At 55.5% G+C, this 1666-nt stretch carries 2 protein-coding genes; one reads left to right on the forward strand and one right to left on the reverse strand.

The annotated features are described in order from the left end of the window. Positions 1 to 3: 3 nt before the first annotated feature. On the reverse strand, positions 4 to 486 hold the full coding sequence (locus tag BQ7388_RS10355) for a hypothetical protein (protein ID WP_072500599.1): 483 nt from the start codon (positions 484 to 486) through the stop codon (positions 4 to 6). A 335-nt stretch (positions 487 to 821) separates the two neighbouring features. On the opposite strand from BQ7388_RS10355, the gene BQ7388_RS12160 reads away from it, so the two are divergent. After that, positions 822 to 1256, forward strand: a complete 435-nt coding sequence (locus tag BQ7388_RS12160; protein ID WP_129583261.1) for a hypothetical protein — start codon at positions 822 to 824, stop codon at positions 1254 to 1256. Positions 1257 to 1666 lie beyond the last annotated feature (410 nt).

Below are 1666 nucleotides of genomic sequence, written 5' to 3' on the forward strand. Positions count from 1 at the left end.
CCGTCAGCATCCTCCGACCGAAGCGGACCCATGCCTCCCCCCGCTCGTCGCACGCCCTGCCTTCGGGCGGCCGGGTCCGGGAGCCTCGGCCAGGCGCGCGTACACGCTCGAGCGGGTGACCCACTCCCTGCCGTCGACCCGTAGGGTCTCCAGATGGTGCTCGGACACCAGCTGAGATACGCGGCCAGGTGTCACGTGCAACATCCTCGCCGCCTCCGCCTTGCTGACCTTCTCGACGGTCTCCTTCCCTGCCACCACCGAGAACACGGCGACCCTGCCCCCGTGCCGCGCCTCGTTGCCAAAGGTGGCGGGAGGCAGCTCCCTCTGGTGCATCTCTGCATCCTCGAAGTAGGCCCTGAGCAGGTCAGCCACCATCTCGCAGCATTCCGCGAACGACTCTCCCTGCGTGCTTATACCGAGGTCGAAGGAGGATGCCACGAACCAGCCATCCTGCTCGAACAGCTCGAACTCATACGTGCCCTGCATGCTTCCCTCCGTTCACTGATTAGGAGCTAAATACTACTTTAGTATTTAGAGGTGAGGCATTGAACACCCATTGGTGTGGCCACGCAAAGACGCATGGACATGGAGCATGTAAGAAACAGACAGCGGAAGGGGCTCTAAGGGGCGCACCGTGCGATTCGGTGTTCTGCCGAATGAGAAGATCGCAGAGGGAAGGCACCGCCACCCCGCAGAATAGTGGCTTTCTTCATAATCGCTCAACGAAAAACCTTCGCTCAGCGCACCGAATGTATGAAAATGTGACCAAGAGGCTTTCTGCAGCGCGGGGTATCCAGACAGAAGAGAGATGGAGGTTATTGATGATTCGAACCAAAGTCGTACACAGCAACACACCAAAGCCTTATAGAGCTGCAATCATCGAAGCATACAAGTGGGTAGCCGAAGAAGGCGGAACACTCATTTTTGATTTAATGAGTAGGAAAGGAGAAGCAGCCAGCATCCTTGCTGGGAGCATAGGCAAGCTACAAGTTCGAAATGACTTGCAGAGCAAGCGCGTACGCATTGGCGTAGCACGTGGTCAGCATTACGTGCTGGTCGGTCCGAGGATTGCTATTTTTGACGGCTCCAATACTGACATGAGCCGTATCGAGACGCTTCTGGATGACGAGTATTATGACAGCCACATCGCCGAATTGCGCTCATTTACAATGACAGTTGATACGCATCCAAAGTGGACCAACAAATACGCTCCCATTGTGATTGACCGGAGCTCCAATCAACAGCCTAGAAGATAATTATGTAAAATAACAATGAGGTTTATTGAGTTTTGCAATAATGCTCTCGTCGACAATGGTGCTGGCGTCTTCCGTCTCTGCCTGCCTTAATGACATAAGATGAGCAGAACTTAAACACAGTGAGTAGTGTGACACTCAGAAGGACAAATCGAATTGCCACAAAAAAGCGATTGATTCATACACTCTTAGGCCTTGGCAATTCCGGTAATCGAAAAACTCTAGGTAAGTTAGCTGTTGTGTGCCGTGACATTGTTGACGCCGACTATGCGTGACATCGGCGGGAGGCCTCCGCAGGCGCTGTGGGGCTGCTCCCAATTGTAGTGCCCCAGGAGGGCCGGGAGCGCCCTGGCCCCCTCCTCGTCGCTCCCGTACGCGCGGGCGTACCGCCACTCCTGGGCCGGGGCGCGGTT

Origin of the sequence: Olsenella phocaeensis (assembly GCF_900120385.1) — a bacterium.
GTDB classification, from domain to species: Bacteria; Actinomycetota; Coriobacteriia; order Coriobacteriales; family Atopobiaceae; genus Olsenella_I; species Olsenella_I phocaeensis.

Excerpts from the sequence above, each read along its gene's own strand:
- BQ7388_RS10355 (WP_072500599.1), bottom strand. The coding sequence starts at position 486 with ATGCAGGGCACGTATGAGTTCGAGCTGTTCGAGCAGGATGGCTGGTTC.
- BQ7388_RS12160 (WP_129583261.1), top strand. The coding sequence starts at position 822 with ATGATTCGAACCAAAGTCGTACACAGCAACACACCAAAGCCTTATAGA.